The 21,282-nt window shown below is 61.8% G+C and carries 15 protein-coding genes and 1 tRNA gene; 10 read left to right on the top strand and 6 right to left on the bottom strand.

Annotated features, from left to right (window positions below; genetic code table 11):
- Window positions 1–8: 8 nt before the first annotated feature.
- Complete coding sequence (locus HV822_RS04315) at window positions 9–1,445, bottom strand: sensor histidine kinase (RefSeq protein ID WP_396265016.1); 1,437 nt, start codon at window positions 1,443–1,445, stop codon at window positions 9–11.
- A gap of 170 nt (window positions 1,446–1,615) precedes the next feature.
- Between HV822_RS04315 and HV822_RS04320 the strand changes: the two genes are divergently transcribed.
- From HV822_RS04320 to HV822_RS04340, 5 genes are all read left to right on the top strand, one after another.
- Window positions 1,616–3,235, top strand: coding sequence for an acyl-CoA synthetase (locus HV822_RS04320; RefSeq protein WP_238872539.1), 1,620 nt, complete (start codon window positions 1,616–1,618; stop codon window positions 3,233–3,235).
- Window positions 3,236–3,390: 155 nt separating this feature from the next.
- Window positions 3,391–4,767, top strand: coding sequence for a solute carrier family 23 protein (locus HV822_RS04325; RefSeq protein ID WP_238872540.1), 1,377 nt, complete (start codon window positions 3,391–3,393; stop codon window positions 4,765–4,767).
- A 26-nt stretch (window positions 4,768–4,793) separates the two neighbouring features.
- Complete coding sequence (locus tag HV822_RS04330) at window positions 4,794–6,032, top strand: OprD family porin (protein WP_238872541.1); 1,239 nt, start codon at window positions 4,794–4,796, stop codon at window positions 6,030–6,032.
- A 68-nt stretch (window positions 6,033–6,100) separates the two neighbouring features.
- Entirely contained in the window at window positions 6,101–6,970 is an 870-nt protein-coding gene (locus HV822_RS04335) for an MBL fold metallo-hydrolase (protein WP_238872542.1), read from the top strand.
- A 76-nt stretch (window positions 6,971–7,046) separates the two neighbouring features.
- Window positions 7,047–7,123 (top strand) — tRNA-Met (locus HV822_RS04340).
- Window positions 7,124–7,232: 109 nt separating this feature from the next.
- On the opposite strand, the gene HV822_RS04345 is transcribed toward HV822_RS04340, so the two are convergent.
- Window positions 7,233–9,221 carry an alkyl sulfatase dimerization domain-containing protein gene (locus HV822_RS04345; protein ID WP_238872543.1) on the bottom strand — a complete coding sequence of 663 codons (1,989 nt, stop codon included), beginning with the start codon at window positions 9,219–9,221 and terminating at the stop codon, window positions 7,233–7,235.
- Between the two features lie 157 nt (window positions 9,222–9,378).
- Between HV822_RS04345 and HV822_RS04350 the strand changes: the two genes are divergently transcribed.
- Window positions 9,379–10,431 carry an enoyl-CoA hydratase/isomerase family protein gene (locus HV822_RS04350; RefSeq protein WP_238872544.1) on the top strand — a complete coding sequence of 351 codons (1,053 nt, stop codon included), beginning with the start codon at window positions 9,379–9,381 and terminating at the stop codon, window positions 10,429–10,431.
- 52 nt (window positions 10,432–10,483) lie between these two features.
- Here HV822_RS04350 and clpB read toward each other — a convergent pair whose 3' ends face one another.
- From clpB to rluD, 3 genes are all read right to left on the bottom strand, one after another.
- A complete protein-coding gene (gene clpB, locus HV822_RS04355) occupies window positions 10,484–13,051 on the bottom strand; it encodes an ATP-dependent chaperone ClpB (protein WP_238872545.1) in 2,568 nt (855 codons plus the stop codon).
- A 136-nt stretch (window positions 13,052–13,187) separates the two neighbouring features.
- Window positions 13,188–13,931, bottom strand: coding sequence for a peptidoglycan editing factor PgeF (gene pgeF / locus HV822_RS04360; protein WP_238872546.1), 744 nt, complete (start codon window positions 13,929–13,931; stop codon window positions 13,188–13,190).
- Window positions 13,928–14,887 (bottom strand): 23S rRNA pseudouridine(1911/1915/1917) synthase RluD, encoded by a 960-nt coding sequence (gene rluD / locus HV822_RS04365; RefSeq protein ID WP_238872547.1) that lies wholly within the window; start codon window positions 14,885–14,887, stop codon window positions 13,928–13,930. Before rluD ends, pgeF begins: the two co-directional genes overlap by 4 nt.
- Window positions 14,888–15,067: 180 nt before the next feature.
- On the opposite strand from rluD, the gene HV822_RS04370 reads away from it, so the two are divergent.
- Complete coding sequence (locus HV822_RS04370; RefSeq protein WP_238872548.1) at window positions 15,068–16,057, top strand: outer membrane protein assembly factor BamD; 990 nt, start codon at window positions 15,068–15,070, stop codon at window positions 16,055–16,057.
- Window positions 16,058–16,318: 261 nt separating this feature from the next.
- Here the strand turns inward: HV822_RS04370 and HV822_RS04375 are convergent, their stop codons facing one another.
- Window positions 16,319–17,950: an NAD+ synthase gene (locus tag HV822_RS04375; RefSeq protein WP_238872549.1), complete on the bottom strand. Its 1,632-nt coding sequence runs from the start codon at window positions 17,948–17,950 to the stop codon at window positions 16,319–16,321.
- Window positions 17,951–18,079: 129 nt separating this feature from the next.
- Here HV822_RS04375 and HV822_RS04380 point away from each other — a divergent pair, with 129 nt between their 5' ends.
- From HV822_RS04380 to HV822_RS04390, 3 genes are read left to right on the top strand one after another with little or no spacing between them, the layout of a single operon-like run.
- A complete protein-coding gene (locus HV822_RS04380) occupies window positions 18,080–18,322 on the top strand; it encodes a PP0621 family protein (RefSeq protein ID WP_238872550.1) in 243 nt (80 codons plus the stop codon).
- The gene (locus HV822_RS04385; RefSeq protein ID WP_238872551.1) at window positions 18,303–19,895 is read left to right on the top strand and encodes a two-component system sensor histidine kinase NtrB; all 1,593 of its coding nucleotides are present in this window, start codon (window positions 18,303–18,305) and stop codon (window positions 19,893–19,895) included. The genes HV822_RS04380 and HV822_RS04385 overlap by 20 nt, the downstream gene beginning before the upstream one ends.
- A gap of 37 nt (window positions 19,896–19,932) precedes the next feature.
- On the top strand, window positions 19,933–21,276 hold the full coding sequence (locus HV822_RS04390; RefSeq protein ID WP_238872552.1) for a sigma-54-dependent transcriptional regulator: 1,344 nt from the start codon (window positions 19,933–19,935) through the stop codon (window positions 21,274–21,276).
- Window positions 21,277–21,282 lie beyond the last annotated feature (6 nt).

The raw sequence follows: 21,282 nt of genomic DNA on the forward strand, positions 1-21,282 counted from the left end.
TGCAATCCTTACGTTGAAACAGCCGGTAGCAGGCATCTCAGGCACAGACCACCGGACTCGGCCGGCAGCGCATCGAGGCTGCCGCCAAAGCCCTCTACGATACCCTGACTCATGGACAGCCCCAAGCCCAGGCCGTCTGCCTTGCTGGTGTAGAACGGCACAAACAACCGGGCACGCGCCTCGGCACTGACACCCGCGCCCTGATCGATCACCTCAATACAAACTTGCCCATCCAGCGCCGCAATACGCAACTGCACCTGCGAGCTTTGTTCGGGGTGATGTTCACGGTTGGCGTCGATGGCGTTGCGCAACAGATTCAGCAGCACCTGCTGCAGCAGAATCGGGTCGACCTGCAGCCTCGGCAGACCCGCAGCGGCCTGTTCGATAATCTGCACCTGATGCTGCGACGCCTCCCAGGCACACAGCCCGACCGCCTCATGCGCCAAAGCCGCCGCATCAACCTGCTGCAGCCGCCGCGTTCCCTTGCGCAGAAACCCGCGCAGGCGACGAATAACCGCCGCCGCATGCTCGGCCTGCTCGCTGATTCGCGCCAGCCCGTGCTCAACCCGTTCCGCTCCGGACTCGGTACTGCCGAGCTGAGTCAGATAGCGCTGACTGGCGCCGGCATAATTCAGAATCGCCGCCAACGGCTGGTTCAATTCATGGGCAATGCCCGAGGCCAACTCGCCCAGTGTGGCCAGCCGCGCAGCGTGGGCCAGTTCGTCCTGCAGACGGCGATTGTGCTCTTCACTCTGCAGCCGCTCGGTAATGTCGCGCGATACGCTGATGACCTCTACCACCTCGCCGGTGTAGGTCTCACGAATCGCACGGCTGGCGGTTTCAAACCATCGATACTCGCCGCTGGCGTGACGAATACGGTAGCTATAGGTGAGATAACCGTCCTGCTCCAATGCGCTGCGAAAACGCGCCTGCAAAGCCTCTCGCTCCTGCGGATGGAACAGGCTGTCCAGGCGCTCGCCACGCAGCTGCTCGGGCCACACGCCCAGCAGATTCCAGGAGGCGGGCGAGGCATCAATAAAGCGGCCGTCCGGACGGTGACGAGATATCAGGTCAGTGGTGTTTTCGATGATCAAGTGATAGAGCCGACGCGCTACCGTCGCTTCCTGCTGGTGCTGCAGCCAGCGCGTGGCGTCGCGCCCACGCACCCAGACCTGCGCGGTCTCGACCAGTGGAATGTAGCTCCATAGCAGATGGCGCTCGCCACAGCGATTGTGCACATCTTCAATGGCCCGGCGTTGCTGGGCGGCTGCTGCCACCAGCTCAGCATGGTTGTGCGGCAGCCAGGCAGTCAGCCCCTGAGTGTCCGACGCTAGCGCCAGCAAGGCGCGATTGCGAAACATCGCCTGCCCGCTGGCATCCACCAACATCATCGGCAAGGGGTCGGACTGCAGCAAACCGTGCAGCGTAGGCAGTAGATCACTCATCGCTCACCATATAGTAATTACACCATAATACCTTGGTGCATATTCCATATTAAGAAAAAACAATATATAAAATACCCGCACAGAATACGCCGATCTTGCCTGGACCGGCCAGCAGCAGCAAAGCACCGACTCGCAGTGGTGCCACGCATAACTACAAGAAGGTATTCGTCATGAGCATCTATCAGGAAGGCCTTGCACCGGCCGCCGTCAATCACATGGCCCTCTCGCCACTGTCGTTCATCGAGCGCACCGCCGCGGTCTACCCCAATTACCCCGCTGTTATCCACGGCAGCTTGCGCCGCAACTGGCAGGAAACCTACCAGCGCTGCCGTCGCCTGGCCTCTGCGCTGCATGGCCGGGGGATTCGCCAGGGCGATACCGTTGCCGCCATGTTGCCGAATATCCCGGCCATGCTGGAATGCCACTTTGGTGTACCCATGATCGGCGCGGTGCTCAACACCCTGAACGTACGCCTGGACGCCGAAGCCATCGCCTTCATGCTCGATCATGGTGAAGCCCGCGTGCTGATTACCGACCGCGAGTTCCACGATGTCATCCGCCAGGCGCTGGAGCTGATCAAGCGCCCGATCCTGGTTGTCGATGTCGACGACCCCGAATACGGCGAAGGCGAAGCCCTGAGCGATCTCGACTACGAGGCCTTTCTCGCCGAAGGCGATCCTGAATTCGAATGGCACTGGCCCGATGACGAGTGGCAAGCCATTACCCTGAACTATACATCCGGCACCACCGGCAACCCGAAGGGCGTGATCTACCACCATCGTGGCGCCTACCTGAACGCCATCGGCAACCAGATGACCTGGGGCATCGGCATGCATCCGGTCTATCTGTGGACACTGCCCATGTTCCACTGCAACGGCTGGTGCTACCCCTGGACCATTACCGCGATGGCCGGGGTGCATGTATTCCTGCGCCGCGTCGACCCGCAGAAGATCCTGCACCTGATCCACGAACACCGCGTCACCCACCTGTGCGGCGCGCCCATCGTGCTAAACGCGCTGGCCAGCATGCCGGATTCAGCCAAGGCCGCCATCGATCACCCGGTCAAGGCAATGGTTGCCGGTGCCGCGCCGCCAGCCAAGGTGATTGGCGCGGTCGAGAACATGGGCATCCAGATCACCCACACCTACGGCCTGACCGAAGTTTATGGCCCGGTCACCGTCTGCGCCTGGCACAGCGAGTGGGATGAGCTGACACTGGACGAGCGCGCCGAGCTCAAATCCCACCAAGGTGTGCGCTACACCACCCTTGAAGGCGTGATGGTCGCCAACCCCGACACCCTCAAGCCGGTGCCGAAAGACGGCAAGACCATTGGCGAGATTTTCATGCGCGGTAACACCGTGATGAAGGGCTATCTGAAAAACCCGGAAGCCACAGCCGAAGCCTTTTCCGGCGGCTGGTTCCACACCGGCGACCTCGCCGTCTGCCACCCCAACGGCTACGTGCAGATCAAGGATCGTCTGAAAGACATCATCATTTCCGGTGGCGAGAATATCTCCACCATTGAAGTCGAAGACACGCTCTACAAGCACCCTGCGGTCATGGAAGCCGCAGTCGTCGCCCGCCCCGACGAGAAGTGGGGCGAAACGCCCTGCGCCTTCGTTACCCGGCGCCGCGACCACGATGTCAGCCACGAGGACATCATCGCCTTCTGCCGCCAGCACCTTGCCGGATTCAAGGTTCCCAAGACGGTGATCTTCACCGAATTGCCGAAAACCTCGACCGGCAAGATTCAGAAGTTCGTCCTGCGAGACTGGGCCAAGGCGCTCTGATCGTCAGTACAACCTCGGGCTAAGCGTTTGATCACCACCTCCTCCGCGCCGTTCGTGCGGGGGTGGCGGGTGAGCGCACGGTAACGCCCACCCAGTAAAAGCCGTTTCACAACAACAACAAGCAGCCCGGTCTTGCCCGGCTGGCGGAGCTACTCATGCATATTTTCAAGCGCGCCGATGGCGCTGAACAACCTTTCTGGGCGTGCGGCCCATTCAAGATTCGACTGCCCTTCGTGCACTACCGGTGGGAAACCGCCGAAATGCTGCAGGCGCTGATCATGTTTGTGGTCAGCCTCGGCATGATTCCCCTGCTGGAAAAGTACCTCGGTCTGCCCTACGACGTGGCGCTGGCCTATGTTGTCGTCTGTGGTGTGGGTTTCATGCTGCCCGCGCTGCTCGGCGTGCCCATGGTGCCAGGCTGGATTACCCCGGCGATTCCGGTGGTGCTGCTGTTTCTCGGCGACTTTGAGCCGGGCCCGCAGGCCATTCAGGCGCTGTTCGCATTGCAGCTGCTGGTCTGCCTGATCTTCTTCGTACTCGGCGTTACCCGCCTTGGCAGCGCCATGGTGCGCATCGTGCCCAACTCGATGAAGGGCGGCATCATCATCGGCGCCGGCATCGCCGCGCTGATGGGTGAAATTTCCGCCGGCGGGCGCCTGGCCAACACCCCGATCTCGCTGACCCTCGGCACCCTGATCTGCCTGTATCTGATGTTCTCGGCCTCGTTCAAAGGGTTGACCGACCGCCTGCCGTTGATGCGCAAGATCGTCAACTACGGCATGGTGCCGGGCATGCTGATCGCCATTGTCGTCGGTATCGCCGTTGGCGAATATAAAATGCCCGATGTGCGCTGGGGCATCACCGCACCGGCCTTCGGCGAGATGTGGAACTACCTGCCGTTCACCGTCGGCATTCCAGAAGCAAAAGTCTTCATGCTGGCCGTGCCCACCGCGGTGATTGCCTACATCATCGCCTTTGGCGACATCATCGTCGGCCAGTCGCTGATGCAACGCGCCGATGAGCTGCGCCCGGACGAAGTGATCGAAAACAACATTGACCGCGCGCACCTGGTCACCGCTATCCGCAACGGTCTGCACGCCCTCTTTGCCCCCTATCCCGGTCTGGCCGGCCCGATCTGGACCGCCGTCGCCGCAACCATGGCCGAGCGTTACAAATACGGCCGCAAGGCGATGGACTCGATTTACAGCGGTGCCGGCACCTTCTGGATCACCGGCTTTATCGCGCTGTTCATGCTGCCGCTGGTGAGCTTTTTCCAACCGGTGCTGCCGATTGCTCTCTCACTCACCTTGGTGCTGACCGGCTACATCTGTCTGATGGTCGGCTTCGAGCAGTTGAGCAACAACGCCGAGCGCGGCGTGGCCGGCACCATGGGCGTGGTGCTTGCGGTCTACGGCGCAGGCTGGGGCCTGGCGACCGGCGCGGTGCTGTACCTGCTGATTGAGCGCACTCATCTGTTGAGCTTTCGCAGCGCCCATCCGGACCAGAAAACCGACGCCGAAACCGCTGACTGACCAATAAAAACAAGAGACTCACAACAATGAAAAAGACCCAAACCTGTCTGCTAACCGCCCTTTGCGCCGCACTTGCGGCGCCGGCCAGCGCTGCCTTTTTGGACGATGCCCAGAGCCGTATCGAGCTGCGCAATTTCTACTTCAACCGCGACTTTCGCCAGAGCGGCGCCGCCCAGAGCAAGGCCGACGAATGGGCCCAGGGCGTGCGCGCCTACTGGCAGTCCGGCTATACCGAGGGCCGCCTGGGCTTTGGCCTGGACGCCATCGGCCTACTCGGCATCAAGCTCGACTCCAGCCCGGACCGGACCGGCACCGGCATCCTCAAGCGCGACACCAGTGAAGGCCGCGCTATGGACGAATACAGCGAGCTGGGCCTGACCGCCAAGCTCAAGCTGGATGAGCACGTGCTGCGTGTCGGCACCCTGATTCCCTCGCTGCCGGTCGCCATGCACAACGACAGCCGCCTGCTGCCGCAGAGCTTCCGCGGTGGCTGGCTGCAGGCACAGGGCAGCGACAGCCTGCAGCTTGAACTGGGCCGCTTTGATGCCATCAACCTGCGCGACTCATCCGACTATCAGGACATGCGTCCGGTACAGGGCGGCGCGCGGAACGTGGTAGTGACCGGCAAGCAGGACAGCGATGCCTTCGACTTTGCCGGCGCCACCTGGGCTGTCAGCGACGCGACCAAACTCAGCTATCACTACGGCGAGCTGCAGTCGATTTACCGCCAGCACTATCTGGTGCTCAACCACAGCCAGCCGCTGGGCGCCGGCGCACTGGCGCTGAACCTGCGCTATGCCGACAGCAGCGACGCAGGGCGCAGCAACATCGACAACCGCATGAGCAGCGCCACCCTGTCGTGGCAAGCGGGCATGCACAAGTTCACCAGCAGCTATCAGCAGATGGAAGGCCACACCGGCTTTGCCTACCTGAGCGGCACCGATCCCTTCCTCACGCATCTGGTACAGGTCAACGACTTTGCCAACCGCGATGAGCGCAGCTGGCAGCTACGCCACGACTTCAGCTTTGCCGAGCTGGGCCTGCCCGGCCTCAAGCTGATGAATCGCTACACCCATGGCAGCAATATCGAAGTCGCGAATAGTCGTCACCATGAGTGGGAACGTAACAGTGATGTGATGTATACCGTGCAGAACGGCCCGCTGCAGAACCTGTCACTGCACTGGCGCAATGCGACCTACCGCAGCACCTTCGGCAGCGACATCGACGAAAACCGCGTGATCATCGGCTACACCTTCAGCCTTTGATCCTTTTCAAAAAAGGCGGCTACTGCGCCGCCTTTTTGCATAAACACCCCACACAGGATTGATCAGCCATGCGCACAATCACCACGCTGGAAGGAAACAGCCAACGCCTGGATGGCGGTGCCATGTTCGGCAATGCCCCCAAGGCGCTGTGGTCTCGCTGGGTCGAGGCCGATGAACAGAACCGGATCGCGCTAAGCTGCCGGGCCATGCTGGTGCAGGAAGATGGCCGCAACATTCTGGTTGAAACCGGCATTGGCGCCTTCTTCGCCCCCAACCTGAAATCCCGCTACGGCGTGGTCGAGGACCGCCACGTGCTACTCGACAGCCTGGCCGACATCGGCCTGACCGACGCCGATATCGACGTGGTGGTGCTCACCCACCTGCACTTCGACCACGCCGGCGGCCTGCTCAGCGCCTGGCAAGAGGGACAGCCAGCGCAGCTGCTGTTCCCCAAGGCCACCTTCGTCACCGGCCTGCGCCACTGGCAACGGGCGCGCCGCCCGCATCCGCGCGACCAAGCCTCGTTCATTCCCGAGTTGCTGACCTTGCTGGAAGAAAGCGGTCGCCTGGAGCTGGTCGAAGACGGCAAAAAGTCCAACACCCTCGGCCCGGACTGGCGCCTGCGCTTCAGCGACGGCCACACGCCGGGGCTGATGATCCCGATCATCGACATGCCGGACGGCCCGGTCGTGTTTCCAGGCGATCTGATCCCGGGCGCGCCTTGGGTACACCTGCCGATAACCATGGGTTACGACCGTTTCCCGGAAACCCTGATCGAGGAAAAGGAAGCCCTGCTCGACAGCCTGATTGCGGTCAACGGGCGCCTGGTTTTCACCCATGATCCTGACGTTGCCTTGGCCTGTGTCAGCCGCGATGCCGACAACGGCCGCTATACCGTCAGCAACCCACAACCACGGGTGAAGGGTCTTGCAAACTGATTCTGCGAAAATAAAAAATTCTTTTCGTTCAATCGCTTGACAGCCATTCCTAAAACAGTAGAATGGCGCCCTCTGACGCGGGGTGGAGCAGTCTGGTAGCTCGTCGGGCTCATAACCCGAAGGTCGTAGGTTCAAATCCTGCCCCCGCAACCACATTACGAAAAAGCCCCGATGGCACTGCCATCGGGGCTTTTTTTCGTCCTCATGTCAGGGCTTTTAGTGCCCAGAGGTCGACCGCCCCCAGGCGACCGACCGCACGCCATCAAGGCGTTACAATGTTGAACCAGAACGGGAAGTCGTCCAGCAGTCCGAGAAAGCTCTGGAAGCTGGCGGCATCGCCTTCGATTTTCACATCGCCACTCTTAACAGCCTCGTCAAAAGTGGTTTCACCCAACTGCACCTTGTCCAGCGTGGACTTGGCCAGCGTCAGCGTCGCATCTGCCTCTTCCACCGGCTTACCGTAGTTCAGCACGGCGTTTTCCAGCGTCAGACCATAGCGCTTGTCCAGGTCGGTGAAAGCAATGTTGAAACTCATCTGCTTGCCCGCAGCTTTGGGGCCATTCAAGCGCACGGCCAGATAGTCAAAGAGCATTTCCGGGCTCATTTCGCGAATGGTATCCGGGCTGGCCGAGTTCACCCCACCGGCTGACGGCGTGCCATTGCGCAATTCGTACGCACCCTGCAGATAAACCGAGCGCCAGGTGCCGGCTTCAGCCTGGTAACCCAGTTGCTCGTAAGCATCAGCCAACAGGTTCTTGGCTGCCTGGTTATCAGGTTCGGCATAGACCACGTGCTTAAGCGCCTCTGCCACCCAACGGTATTCACCCTTGTCGTAATCGGCACGTGCTCGCTCGATGATCGATGCTGCCCCACCCATGTACTCTACGTACTTCTTGGCAGCCGGCTCTGGCGGCAGATTATCAAGGCTTGACGGGTTGCCGTCGTACCAGCCCATATAACGCTGATAAATAGCCCGCGCATTGTGACGCAAGGTGCCGTAGTAACCCCGGTTGGGCCAGAACTTGGCCAGCTCATCCGGCAGCTCGATCATCTCGGAGATTTCCTCTCCGGTGTAGCCCTTGTTCAGCAGGTTGACCACCTGGTCGTGCATGTACTTGTAGAGGTCACGCTGCTTCTTCCAGTAATCCACTACCCGCTCGTTTTCCCACATGGGCCAGTGGTGGCTCTGAAACTTAACCTGCACCTGATCGCCGTACAGCTCGATGGTTTCGTTCAGATACTTGGCCCAGTTCAACGCATCACGCACCTGCGCGCCACGCAGGGTGAGGATGTTGTGCATGGTGTTGGTGGTGTTCTCGGCCATCCACATAGCGTTCATGTCCGGGAACCAGGTGTTCATTTCTGCCGGCGCTTCAGTGCCCGGCGTCATTTGAAACACCATACGCACACCGTCAATCACTACCTCGGTGCCGGTTTCACTGATACTGCGCGTTGGCTGCATCAGCGTAATGGTGCCCGTCGAGTTGGTCTGTCCCAGGCCGGCGTTGACACCACCGGTGGCATCACGCGGAAGCAGAGCGCCGTACATAAAGATAGCGCGCCGGCTCATGGCGTTACCGGCCAGCACCAGCTCGCTAACCGCATGCTCCATAAAGCCTTCCGGGGCAAGAATCTCGACCTTGCCGGCATCCACGTCTGCCTGCTTGACGATACCGCGCACCCCGCCGTAATGGTCCACGTGCGAGTGGCTGTAAATAACGCCAACTACCGGCCGCTCTCCCAGTTCCTCGGTCACCAGGTCGTAGGACGCCTTAGCGGTTTCGGCAGAAATGGCCGGGTCCAGTACGATCCAGCCCGTGTCACCCTTAACGTAGGTGATGTTGGCAATGTCATAACCGCGCACCTGCCAGATATTGTCGGTGACCTGGAATAGGCCGTACTGCACGTTAAGCTGTGCGTTACGCCACAGGCTGGGGTTGACGGTATCGGGCGCCGGCTTATCCAGCCCGATGTACTTCGTGTAGCTGTCCATATCCCACACCACATCACCGGCCTCGTTACGAATGACCAGCGAATCGGGTTTGGCGACAAACCCCCGGGTGGCATCGTCGATATCACGTTCGTCATTGAAAGGCAGAAAATCGCGTACTGCAGCATTGGCGGCGCGCGTCGCATCAGTTGCCGGTTTGGCTGCCTCCGCTGCAAAACCGGCCGAGCTGAAGCCAAGCCCCAGACCTGCGGCGATGGCCAACAGCGGGCCAACCGCACGGGGTGTCTTAAAGTGGTTCATTCCAGACCTCCATGGAAAGTAAAAACGCCGAGAGCCCTCGAGCTTTTCCAACTTTAGTACACTTAGCCCTCAACTCAAGTGCCGAAGCTGATTTAAAACTGCCCATCGAGGCTTCTGTTTCGGCCTTTTCAACCGACCTTTTCTGCGGAGCCGTGTCATGCCCGAACTGTCGCCGGTCCTGATCGAACAACGCGGCCAGATTGGCCACCTCACCCTCAACCGCCCTGCCGGGCTCAACGCTTTGAACCTGGAGATGGTGCGTCTGCTGCACCGCCAACTGCTGGCCTGGGCTGAAGACTCGACCATTCGAGCGGTGGTGCTGCGTGGCGCCGGTGAGCGGGCCTTTTGTGCCGGTGGCGACATTCGCAGCACCTACGACAGCTATCTGGCCGGCCATGCTGACGCGGCTGATGCCTTCTTCAGTGAGGAATACGCACTGGATGCGTGCCTGCACGCCTATCCCAAGCCGGTGTTGGCCATCATGGACGGTTTTGTACTGGGCGGCGGCATGGGTCTGGGGCAAGGCTCCAGCATTCGCGTGATCACTGAGCGCTCGCGCCTGGGCATGCCGGAAACCGCGATTGGCTATTTCCCGGATGTTGGCGGCAGCTATTTTCTCTCGCGTCTGCCAGGGGAACTGGGCACCTACCTTGGAGTGACCGGCCAGCACATTGGCGCCGCCGACGCGCTGTATGCCGGACTGGCAGACCACTGCCTGGATAGCAGCCAACTGGCCTCCCTGGATCAGTTGCTGGACCAGTTTGACGGCTACGACAGCAGCCTGCAGGAGCAAATCAGTCAGTTGCCAGCCTGCGACCTGCCTGCCCCGGAACTGGCCAGCCTGAAGCCGGCGATCGATCTGCACTTCAGCCAGCCGGACATCGCGGCCATTCGCGCCTCACTGGCCAGAGAGCAGCGCCCTGAGATGGTCGACTGGGCCCATCGTACCCTCGACATCATCGACAGCCGCTCACCTCTGGCCATGGCGGTAACCTTGGAACTGCTGCGCCGGGGCCGCGCACTACCGCTGGCCGATTGCTTTGCATTGGAGTTGCATCTGGGCCGCCAGTGGTTCGAGAAAGGCAACATTATGGAAGGCGTACGCGCCCTGCTGGTCGACAAGGACAAGCAGCCGCGTTGGCAGCCAGCCCATATCGACCAGTTGGACCCGGCGGCCATCACCGCTTTGTTTGCCGGGTTTGAGCGCTAGGAGAAAGCCCCGCGCGGCTTCCCGTGCGGGGCTTTTTTCACCACAACGCTAATCAGCCGACAAACACAAACTCATCGTTTTCGACCTTGGCCTCGATAGTCGCGCCCGGGGCGAAGTCGCCCGCCAGAATGCGCTGGGCCAGCGGGTTTTCGATCCAGCGCTGCAGCGCCCGCTTGAGCGGCCGCGCGCCGTAGACCGGGTCGTAACCCACGGCAACCAGCTTCTCCAGCGCCTCGTCGCTGAGCTGCAGATCCAGTTCGCGCTCGGCCAAACGCTGGCGCAGGCGACTAAGTTGAATCTCAGCGATGCCGGCGATCTGGTCCTTGCCGAGCGGCTCGAACACCACGACCTCGTCGACCCGGTTGATGAACTCGGGACGGAAGTGCTGGGTCAGCGCGTCCATTACCGCCGCGTGCTGCGCCTCCCGATCACCGACCAGCTCCTGAATCTGCGCCGAGCCCAGGTTGGAGGTCATCACCACCACCGTGTTGCGGAAGTCGACCGTACGGCCCTGACTGTCGGTCAGGCGACCGTCTTCCAGCACCTGCAGCAGCACGTTGAACACGTCCGGATGCGCCTTCTCGACTTCATCCATCAGGATCACCGAGTACGGCTTGCGACGTACCGCTTCGGTCAGATAGCCGCCCTCTTCGTAGCCGACATAGCCCGGAGGCGCGCCGATCAGGCGCGCGACCGAATGCTTCTCCATGAACTCGGACATGTCGATCCGCACCATGGCGTCTTCGGTGTCGAACAGGAACTCGGCCAGCGCCTTGCACAGCTCGGTTTTACCCACACCGGTCGGGCCAAGGAACATGAACGAGCCGCTCGGACGGTTCGGGTCTGCGAGCCCTGCACGGGAGCGACGTACGGCGTTGGACACCGCAACCACCGCCTCATGCTGGCCGATCACGCGCTTGTGCAGCGCGTCTTCCATGCGCAGCAGCTTGTCGCGCTCACCTTCAAGCATTTTGGACACAGGAATACCGGTCCACTTGGAGACGACCTCGGCGATTTCCTCATCGGTCACTTTGTTGCGCAGCAACTGGTTCTCCGGCTTGGTGTGTTGCTCGGCCATCTGCTGGCTGCGCTCCAGATCGGGGATCACGCCATACTGCAGCTCAGCCATGCGGTTCAGGTCACCCTTGCGCCGCGCCTGTTCCAGCTCAGCCTTGGCCTGTTCGATCTTCTCCTGAATCTGCGCAGAGCCCTGCACGTCGGCCTTCTCAGCCTTCCAGATTTCTTCCAGATCGGCGTATTCACGCTCAACCCGGGCAATTTCTTCCTTCAGCTTCTCCAACCGCTTGAGCGCCGCGTCGTCGTCTTCCTTCTTCAGCGCCTCACGCTCAACCTTGAGCTGAATCAGGCGACGTTCCAGACGATCCAGCGCTTCGGGCTTGGAGTCGATCTCCATGCGGATGCGGCTGGCGGCCTCGTCAATCAGGTCGATGGCCTTGTCGGGCAGTTGACGGTCAGTGATGTAACGGTGCGACAGCTTGGCCGCCGCGATGATCGCGCCATCGGTGATGGTGATCTTGTGGTGCACTTCGTAGCGCTCTTTCAGGCCACGCAGAATGGCGATGGTGTCCTCTTCCGACGGCTCATCGACCAGCACCTTCTGGAAGCGACGCTCCAGCGCGGCATCCTTCTCGATGTACTGACGGTACTCGTCCAGCGTGGTGGCACCAACGCAATGCAGCTCACCGCGCGCCAGCGCAGGTTTGAGCATATTGCCCGCATCCATGGCGCCCTCGGCCTTGCCGGCGCCGACCATGGTGTGCAGCTCGTCGATAAACAGAATGACGCGCCCTTCCTGCTTAGCCAGCTCGTTGAGTACGGCCTTCAGCCGCTCCTCAAACTCACCGCGGAATTTGGCACCGGCGATCAGCGACCCCATATCCAGCGACAGCAAACGCTTGTCCTTCAGGCCATCCGGCACTTCGCCGTTGACGATACGCTGGGCCAGCCCCTCGACAATGGCGGTCTTGCCCACACCAGGCTCACCGATCAGTACCGGGTTGTTCTTGGTACGGCGTTGCAGCACCTGCACGGTGCGGCGAATCTCGTCGTCACGGCCGATTACCGGGTCCAGCTTGCCCTCTTCGGCACGCTTGGTCAGGTCAACGGTGTATTTGTCCAGCGCCTGGCGGGATTCCTCCGCGTTCGGGTCGTTAACAGACTCACCGCCACGCAAGTTGCTGATGGCATTTTCCAGCGCTTGCTTGGACACCCCCTGACCCAGCAGAATCTTGCCTGCAGTGGTGCTGTCGTTCATGGCGGCCAGCAACACCAGCTCGCTGGAAATAAACTGATCGCCCTGCTTCTGTGCCAGGCGATCGGCCTGGTTCAGCAGGCGCGCCAGCTCCTGTGACAGGCTGACGTCGCCGGTCGGGTTACTGACGGTCGGCAAGCGCTCCAGCGCCTCGCCCAAAGCGGCACGCAAGGCGGTAATGTCAAAGCCAACCTGCATCAGCAGCGGCTTGATTGAGCCGTGTTGCTGCTCAATCAGCGCCAGCAACAGGTGCAGCGGATCAATCTGGGCGTGATCGCGGCCGACGGCCATGGACTGGGCGTCGGACAGGGCGACCTGGAGCTTACTGGTCATACGGTCGATGCGCATGAGTAACGGTCCTCTCATCTGTGCCCGACCACGCACACGGCGGCAGGCAAATTCATCTGTGATGACAGAGTAATAGGGACGATTATTGCGCTTTCAAGTAACCACAAAACAAAAGTGGTCAATTTTTTGTCGCCTTTTAGCCGGCGACTGATGGCTCCAGCCAGATGAGGGAGGCAAAGCGTCCGGTCTGGCCGTCGCGGCGGTAGGAGAAGAAGCGCGCCGCATCTGACCAGGTGCACTCCTCGCCGCCGTAGACCTGACGCACACCGACATCAGCCAAGCGCTGACGGGCGAGCTGGTAGAGGTCGGCAAACCAGTGCCCTTCACGCTCCGCCGGGGTAAAGGCACTGGCTGCGCGGGCATCGACCTTAGTGAAAGCCTCACGTACCTCCGCCCCCACCTCAAAGGCGGTCGGACCAATGGCGGGGCCGAGCCAAACCAGCAACTCACTGGCCGAGCCACCGAGCCGGCGCACGGTCTGCTCCAGCACCCCATCAAGCAATCCTCGCCAGCCCGCATGGGCAGCGGCAACACGACTGCCCTCGCGATCGCAGAACAAGACCGGCAAGCAGTCAGCGGTCATGATGGTGCAGGCAATACCCGACTGGTCGGTCCAGCTGGCATCCGCCTCAAGTACCTGGGTCGGGTCCGCCTTGCATACCTCGATGCCGTGCACCTGGCTCAGCCAGGCGGGCTGACACCCCAGCACTCGCTCCAGCTCGGCCCGGTTGGCGGCAACGTGGGCAGGGTCATCACCCACATGGTCACCCAGGTTGAACCCTTTCCACATGCCCTGGCTGCAGCCGCCCCGGCGCGTGGTAATGCAGGTGCGTACGTGCGCTGGCACAGGCCACTCGGCACTGATCCACTGCATGCTCATTCGGCGATCTCACCATCCTCGCGCAGCAATGCCAGCAGGTGCTGCATATCTTCGGGCAGCGGCACTTGCCAGCTCATGTGGCGGCCGTCGTCGGGGTGTTCCAGCTCCAGGCGGCGTGCGTGCAACGCCTGACGCGGGAACTCGCGCAACTCCTTAATCAGTTCAGGGCTTGCACCTGGCGGGATGCGCAGGCGCCCGCCATACACCGGGTCACCCACCAGCGGAAAGTGGATATAGCTCATGTGTACACGGATCTGGTGCGTACGTCCGGTTTCCAGCTTGACCTTAACGTGGGTATGGGCGCGAAAGCGGTTGATCACGCGATAGTGACTGATCGCCTGCTTGCCACCGGCGACCACCGCCATCTTCTGGCGCTGGGTGCCGTGCCGGGCAATCGGCTGATCCACCTTGCCACCGGCCGTCATGACACCGGTAACCACGCACTCGTATTCGCGGCTGACCGTGCGCGCCTGCAGCTGGGCCACCAGATCGGTCTGCGACTCGATGGTTTTGGCGACCACCATCAGGCCGGTGGTGTCTTTATCCAGGCGGTGCACGATGCCCGCACGCGGCACTTTGGCCAGCTCCGGGCAGTGGTGCAACAGCGCGTTCAGCAGCGTCCCGTCCTGGTGTCCGGCCGCAGGGTGCACCACCAGACCCGCGGGCTTGTTGATCACCAGCAGGGCAGTGTCTTCGTACAGAATGTCCAGTTCAATCGCTTCAGCCTGCCACTCGCCCTGCACTTCGCGCTCGGCATCCAGGGTCAGATTCTCACCGCCATATACGCTGTCGCGCGTGCGCTTGCGCTCGCCATCCACCAGCAGGCTGCCATCCTTGATCCAGCCCTGCAGGCGCGAACGTGAGAAGTCCGGGAACAATTGCGCAGCAACCTGGTCAAGGCGTTGACCGCCCGACTCCGGGCTGACCTGTGCGGACAAACGAATACGATCTGACATGGGGAACTCACTGGAGGGCGTGGCGCGCCGACGACGGCCCAAATCGCTTTTTGGATTCAACCGGGCGCTGTGGTTAAATACGGCCTGTCCGGGCTCTCCGGGCAAGGCTGCAAAGGCCCCAAACTATAACAGGACGGCCGCACTGGAAACAGCGCGACTCGCCCATTCGGATGTCATGATATGTCGCTGAAACATCTGCTGCTGGTCGGCGCACTGGCACTGCTGGCCGCGTGCTCCTCCAACGCCCCGGTCATTGACGAGTCGCTCAGCGAGTCTGAGCTGTACCGCAAGGCCCAGGTAGACCTGGACGCCAAGAACTACGGCGCCGCCGTTGAAACCCTGCGCGCGCTGGAAGCCCGCTACCCCTTCGGCCGCTACGCGGACCAGGCCCAGCTCGAACTGATCTACGCCTACTATCAGAATGTCGAGGCCGAAGCTGCCACCGCTTCAGCTGATCGCTTCATCCGTCTGCATCCGACCCACCCGAACGTTGACTACGCCTACTACATTCGTGGCCTGGCGTCATTCAACCGCGACCGCGGCATCATCGAGCGCTTTTTGCCGCTGGACATGACCCGTCGCGACCCGGGCGCCGCCCGTGACTCGTTCAATGACTTCGCCCAGCTGATCAACCGCTACCCGAACAGCCAGTACGCCCCCGACGCCCGTGCGCGCATGGTCTATCTGCGCAACCTGCTGGCGGCCTACGATGTCAACGTGGGTCACTACTACCTCAAGCGTGGCGCCTACCTGGCCGCCGCCAACCGTGGCCGCTATATCGTCGAGAATTTCCAGCAAACCCCGGCGGTAGGTGACGGACTGGCCCTGATGGTTGCCGGCTACGATCGCCTGGCCATGTATGACCTGGCCGAGAGTGCGCTGCAGACCCTGCAGCAGAACTACCCAGAGCACCCCGCCCTGGTTGATGGCAAATTCAAGCATCACGTAGAGCCGGCGCAAGCCGAGATGGACTGGCTGGAAGCCACCTCGGTTGGCATGATCGACGCCGTTACCGCACCGCCGCCACGCATGGCCAAGACCCAGATGGAACGGGAAATGGACCGCCAGTACCAGAACGCCGTAGACGCCCTGCCCCGCGAAATCCGCGTCGGCGGCCAAGAGGCCCATCGCAGCTTCTGGAACAAACTCACCTTTGGTCTGATCGACTGAGGTACGCCCCACAAAAAAGCCCGCCACGGCGAATGCCTGGCGGGCTTTTTTGTGGAGGCTGGAGGCTGGAGGCTGGAGGCTGGAGGCTGGAGGCTGGAGGCTGGAGGCTGGAGGCTGGAGGCTGGAGGCTGGAGGCTGGAGGCTGGAAAGCGTAAATCCGGTGCACAGCCCGCCAAGCGGGAGCTGGGCTAAACCTCGCTACCTGAAACACGCCAGACTGCTTCAAGCCTTCAGCCTTCAGCCGCGCGCCCTTCGGGCGCGCTAGTCCTCCATCCCCCACCCAGAAGTAATCGGATAACGGCGATCACGACCAAAGCCACGCTGGGTGATGCGCGCACCCACCGCCGCCTGGCGGCGTTTGTATTCGTTGAGATCAACCAGCCGGACAACGCGCTTGACGATATCTTCCTCGAAGCCGGCGGCAACAATCGCGCTGGCAGACAGATCGTGTTCGATGTACAGACGTAGAATCTCGTCCAGCACCGGATAGGGTGGCAGCGAGTCTTCGTCCTTCTGGTCGGGTGCCAGCTCGGCGGACGGCGGGCGATCGATAACCCGCTGCGGAATGGCTGGCCCCAGGGTGTTGCGGTACTCGGCCAGTCTGAAGACCAGCGTCTTTGGTACATCCTTGAGCACGTCAAAGCCGCCGGCCATGTCGCCGTACAGAGTGGCGTACCCCACAGCCATCTCACTCTTGTTACCCGTCGTCAACACCAAGGCGCCGGTCTTGTTAGACAGCGCCATCAACAGCGTGCCACGGCAGCGCGCCTGCAGGTTCTCCTCGGTGGTGTCGCGCGGCAACCCTTCGAACACCGGCTCCAGCGTTTGCATAAACGCCTCCACCATAGGCGCAATGGGCAGCACGCGGTAATGCACATGCAGGGTCCGCGCCTGGGCCTCGGCGTCTTCCAGACTCATGCCCGAGGTATAGTGATACGGCATCATCACCGCCTCTACCCGCTCAGCGCCCAGCGCATCCACCGCCACGGCCAGGGTCAAGGCCGAGTCGATGCCACCGGAGAGCCCCAGCACCACACCCTTGAAACCATTCTTGTTGACGTAGTCCCGCACGCCGGTCACCAGCGCCTGGTAAACACTCGCCTCCAGCTCGGGCATGGCGGCCACGGCGCCCTGGCGCAGACGCACCTGGGTATCGTCAAAGTGCACGTCCACCGGGTACAGGCCTTCGGTAAAGGCCTCGACGCGGCAGGCGATCTGCCCGTCGGCGCCAACCGCTACCGAGCCACCATCAAACACCAGTTCGTCCTGGGCGCCCACCTGGTTAACGTAGACAATCGGCATGCCGCCTTCGGCAGCGCGGCCAGCCAGCATCACCTCACGCTCACGCTGCTTGTCCATATGGAAGGGCGAGGCGTTGAGGTTGAGCATCAAGCGCGCGCCCGCCTCCCGCGCCTGCGCCATCGGCTGCGGGTGCCAGATGTCTTCACAGACCGTGATCGCGACCGGCAGCCCGTCGATCTCCAGGGTGCAGCAGTCGCTGCCTTCGGTGAAGTAGCGTTTTTCGTCAAACACCCGGTAGTTGGGAAGCTGTTGCTTGGCGTAGGAGGCCAGCAGACGCCCATCGGCTATGACAGCGGCCTTGTTATAGCAAACCTCGCCTTCCTGCCACGGATAGCCAACTACCATATAAATACCGTCGACCTCTGCACAAAGGCGCTCCAGCGCGCGATTGATGCGCGCCTGCATGCTGGAACGCAGCAGCAGGTCTTCCGGTGGATAGCCACATAGCGACAGTTCGGGGAATACGATAGCCCGCGCGCCCAGCTCGTCACGGGCGTGCCGGGCGGCCTCGATGATGCGCTGCAGATTCCCCGGGATGTCGCCCACGCGCATATTCAGCTGGGCCATCACGATGCGCAATGTCGCCGTCATGTTGCTTCTCCTGACTCAAGATGCGGCCTATTGTCCGGCAAGCGCTGCGCACCCGCAATCGCAACATGGCTTTGGCGGCGCCGGGCCTTGGGCTACACTGGAGCCCCTTAATCGACACAAGCCTGCTTCATGGGACTGATCAAACTCATCATTCTTGCCCTGCTGGTGTGGTTCGCCCTGCGCCTGTGGCGCGGCCTGCAGCAACAGCAGGTGCAACAGCGCCGGCAACAAAACGCGCGCGCGCAGCAGGAGCCGTCGCTAATGGTGCAGTGCGCCCAGTGCCAGATTCACCTGCCACAGGACAGCGCCCTGCGCGCCAACGACCATTGGTATTGCTGCGCGGAACACCGTGATGCACACCGTCATCGCTGAGCGGGTCGACTCGCAGCGCCCCCGCATTCTGCGGCTGTACAACCTCTACCGGGTAATTCTGGGCTTCGGCCTGACACTGCTCACCAGCGCTGCGCTGCGCGAAGGCGTACTGTCGGTGAGCGATGCCAACGTGTACGCCAAGGCCAGCTGGATCTACCTGTTTATCAACGTGCTGATCGCCCTGTCGCTACACCGTGGCCGCCGCGACCTGCACATGTTTGTTCTTGCGGTGCTGGATATCGGCCTGCTGGGCGTGATCTTTTACGCCGCGGGCGGGATTGGCAGCGGTTTCGGCAACCTGCTGATCATCCCGGTCGCCATTGGCAACGTACTACTGCACGGACGCATTGGCCTGTTGCTGCCTGCACTGGCCAGCCTGGTACTGATTTACCTGACGTTTTTCCTTAGTCTGACCCATCCCTACAGCGGCCAGAGCTATCTGCAGGCAGGGGTACTGGGCGCCATCTACTTCGCGGTGGCCATGTTCGTGCAACGCGTCAGTCGTCGCTTGTACCTGTCTGAAGTGTTGGCCCGCGAGCAGGCCGCCAGCCTGGCCAGCATGGAGCAGCTCAACCAGTTGATCATCCAGCGCATGCGTACCGGCATCCTGGTGGTAGCCGACGATCATCGTATCGTCACCCGCAACGAGGCCTGCACGCAGATGCTGGGCGGCGAATTAAGCAGCGGCGCCAAGTTGGAGCACGCCTCCCCGGAGCTGGAGCAACGCTTGCGCCAGTGGCAGCGCAACCCTTCGGTCCGCGGTACTGCGTTCCACAGTCACAGTGGCGGCACCGAACTGATGGCCAACTTCAAGCCACTGGGCGAAACCAGCAAGGGCAGCATCCTGATCTTTCTGGACGACAATACCCAGGTGGCACAGCAAGCCCAGCAGCTGAAACTCGCCTCGCTGGGGCGCCTGACGGCCAGCATTGCGCACGAGATTCGCAACCCGCTAGGTGCCATCAGCCACGCAGCGCAATTGTTGAACGAATCCGACCTGCTTTCGCGTCAAGATCTGCGCCTGACCGAAATCATCCAGCAGCATTCACAACGTATGAACCGGGTGATCGAGACGGTGCTTGAGCTGTCCCGCAGGCGCCCCAGTGAGCCGCAACTGGTCGACCTGGCACTGTGGACTTCCGGCTTCCTGCAGGACTTTCGTGCTGCCCACCCGCTGACCGACAGCATCGACTGCGAGATCGAGAAAGAAGGCATTCTCACCCGGATAGACCCCAATCAGTTGACCCAGGTGGTCAGCAACCTGTGTCAGAACGCGTTGCGCTACAGCGGCGAACCGGGCAGCGAACGTACCATCTACCTGCGCCTGTATCTGCATCCGGACACCCAGCTGCCAATCCTGGAGATCATTGACCGTGGGCCCGGCGTGCCCAGCGAGCATGTCGGCCATATCTTCGAGCCCTTCTACACCACCGAGAACAGCGGCACAGGCCTTGGCCTGTATATTTCCCGCGAGCTGTGCGAGAGCAATCAGGCGCGCCTGGAGTGCGACAGCGCACAACCACGGGGTTGCTGTATGCGCATCACCTTTGCTCACCCCAAACGGCTGGTATGATAGGCGCTCACGGACAGACAGGAGACAGGCCCGGCCCATGACCCAACCCACGGTGCTGATCATTGACGATGAACCGGACATCCTCGAGCTGCTTGAGCTGACGTTGGGGCGCATGGACCTGGATACCCGCAGCGCCAGCAGCCTGTCACAGGCAATCGGTCTGCTGCAGGCCGAATCCTTCGCCCTCTGTCTGACCGATATGCGCCTGCCCGACGGCGACGGCATGGCGGTGGTTCGCCACATTCAGCAACACTGCCCCGCCACCCCGGTAGCGATGATCACCGCCTACGGCAGCCTGGACACCGCAATCAACGCCCTCAAGGCCGGCGCCTTCGACTTTCTCACCAAGCCGGTAGACCTTGGCCGCCTGCGCGAACTGGTGGCCGCCGCACTGAAACTCAATCAGCCCGCCAGCCCTAGCCAACCCTCGGACGAAGACCCGATTCTCGGCATCTCGCCGCCCATCGAGCGGCTGCGCCGGCAAATCGGCAAATTGGCGCGCAGCCAGGCACCGCTCTACATCAGCGGCGAATCCGGCAGCGGCAAGGAGCTGGTCGCCCGCCGTATTCATGCCCTCAGTCCGCGGGCCGAGCAACCCTTCGTGCCGGTCAACTGCGGCGCCATCCCCTCTGAGCTGATGGAGAGTGAGTTCTTCGGTCACCGCAAGGGCAGCTTTACCGGTGCGGTCGCCGACAAACCCGGCCTGTTTCAGGCGGCCAATCACGGCACCCTGTTTCTGGATGAGGTAGCCGACCTACCCATGGCCATGCAGGTAAAACTGCTGCGCGCCATTCAGGAAAAGGCTGTTCGGCCGCTTGGCAGCCAGCGCGAAGAAGCTATCGACGTGCGCCTGCTGTGCGCCACCCACAAGGATCTGGCCGCCGAGGTAGCGCAAGGGCGTTTTCGCCAGGACTTGTTTTACCGCATCAACGTCATCGAACTGCAGGTGCCGCCGCTACGCGAACGTCGGGAGGATTTGCCGCTGTTGATTCAGCGCATTCTGACGCGGCTGGCCGAGCGCAACGACATGCCGGCGCCACAGGTGACCAGCAGCGGCATGGAGCGACTGCAAAGCTATCGCTTTCCCGGCAACGTGCGCGAGCTGGAAAATGCCCTGGAGCGCGCCTTCACCCTGTGCGAAAACCAGCAGATCGACGCCAGCGACCTGTACCTGAGTCCCTGCACCAGCGGCCAGGGCGATGACAGCCAGGACCTCAGCCAGATTGACCACCTGGAGGACTACCTGGACAACATTGAACGTCAGGCCATAACCCAGGCGCTGGAAGAGACCCGTTGGAACAAGACCGCCGCAGCGAAACGGCTCGGTCTGACCTTCCGCTCGCTGCGTTACCGCCTGAAAAAACTCGGACTGGACGAGTAGAGTCCG

Source organism: Halopseudomonas maritima (assembly GCF_021545785.1).
In the GTDB taxonomy this organism is placed as follows: Bacteria; Pseudomonadota; Gammaproteobacteria; order Pseudomonadales; family Pseudomonadaceae; genus Halopseudomonas; species Halopseudomonas maritima.

Excerpts from the sequence above, each read along its gene's own strand:
- HV822_RS04385 (WP_238872551.1), top strand. The coding sequence starts at position 18,303 with ATGCACACCGTCATCGCTGAGCGGGTCGACTCGCAGCGCCCCCGCATT.
- pgeF (WP_238872546.1), bottom strand. The coding sequence starts at position 13,931 with ATGAGCATGCAGTGGATCAGTGCCGAGTGGCCTGTGCCAGCGCACGTA.
- HV822_RS04335 (WP_238872542.1), top strand. The coding sequence starts at position 6,101 with ATGCGCACAATCACCACGCTGGAAGGAAACAGCCAACGCCTGGATGGC.
- HV822_RS04380 (WP_238872550.1), top strand. The coding sequence starts at position 18,080 with ATGGGACTGATCAAACTCATCATTCTTGCCCTGCTGGTGTGGTTCGCC.
- HV822_RS04325 (WP_238872540.1), top strand. The coding sequence starts at position 3,391 with ATGCATATTTTCAAGCGCGCCGATGGCGCTGAACAACCTTTCTGGGCG.
- HV822_RS04370 (WP_238872548.1), top strand. The coding sequence starts at position 15,068 with ATGTCGCTGAAACATCTGCTGCTGGTCGGCGCACTGGCACTGCTGGCC.
- HV822_RS04350 (WP_238872544.1), top strand. The coding sequence starts at position 9,379 with ATGCCCGAACTGTCGCCGGTCCTGATCGAACAACGCGGCCAGATTGGC.
- HV822_RS04345 (WP_238872543.1), bottom strand. The coding sequence starts at position 9,221 with ATGAACCACTTTAAGACACCCCGTGCGGTTGGCCCGCTGTTGGCCATC.
- HV822_RS04315 (WP_396265016.1), bottom strand. The coding sequence starts at position 1,445 with ATGAGTGATCTACTGCCTACGCTGCACGGTTTGCTGCAGTCCGACCCC.
- rluD (WP_238872547.1), bottom strand. The coding sequence starts at position 14,887 with ATGTCAGATCGTATTCGTTTGTCCGCACAGGTCAGCCCGGAGTCGGGC.
- HV822_RS04330 (WP_238872541.1), top strand. The coding sequence starts at position 4,794 with ATGAAAAAGACCCAAACCTGTCTGCTAACCGCCCTTTGCGCCGCACTT.
- HV822_RS04375 (WP_238872549.1), bottom strand. The coding sequence starts at position 17,950 with ATGACGGCGACATTGCGCATCGTGATGGCCCAGCTGAATATGCGCGTG.
- HV822_RS04390 (WP_238872552.1), top strand. The coding sequence starts at position 19,933 with ATGACCCAACCCACGGTGCTGATCATTGACGATGAACCGGACATCCTC.
- HV822_RS04320 (WP_238872539.1), top strand. The coding sequence starts at position 1,616 with ATGAGCATCTATCAGGAAGGCCTTGCACCGGCCGCCGTCAATCACATG.
- clpB (WP_238872545.1), bottom strand. The coding sequence starts at position 13,051 with ATGCGCATCGACCGTATGACCAGTAAGCTCCAGGTCGCCCTGTCCGAC.